This window comes from Bradyrhizobium sp. Kon58 (genome assembly GCF_055807455.1).
Genome location: NZ_JBVVOT010000629.1, coordinates 1 through 240, shown reverse-complemented (window position 1 = coordinate 240; position 240 = coordinate 1). Strand labels below are relative to the sequence as shown.

1 pseudogene is annotated in these 240 nt (G+C 69.2%); it reads left to right on the top strand.

The annotated features are described in order from the left end of the window. Positions 1-240 (top strand): annotated as a pseudogene (locus AC0L20_RS41745) (N-acetylglucosamine-6-phosphate deacetylase); the annotation flags it as partial.

Below are 240 nucleotides of genomic sequence, written 5' to 3'. Positions count from 1 at the left end.
CCTGCTGCACGTGCACCCCGGCGCCATGCGCGTGGAGCTGCGCTCGATCCCGTGCCAGTATTGCGTCACCGATTCCACCGCCGCCGCCGGCATGCCCGATGGCGAATACAAGCTGGGCAGCCACACCGTGACCAAGTGCCTGGGCGGCGTACGCCTGGCCGACGGCACCCTGGCCGGCAGCACCCTGACCATGGACCAGGCGCTGCGCAACCTGGTGAAGATCGGCCTGCCGATCAGTGA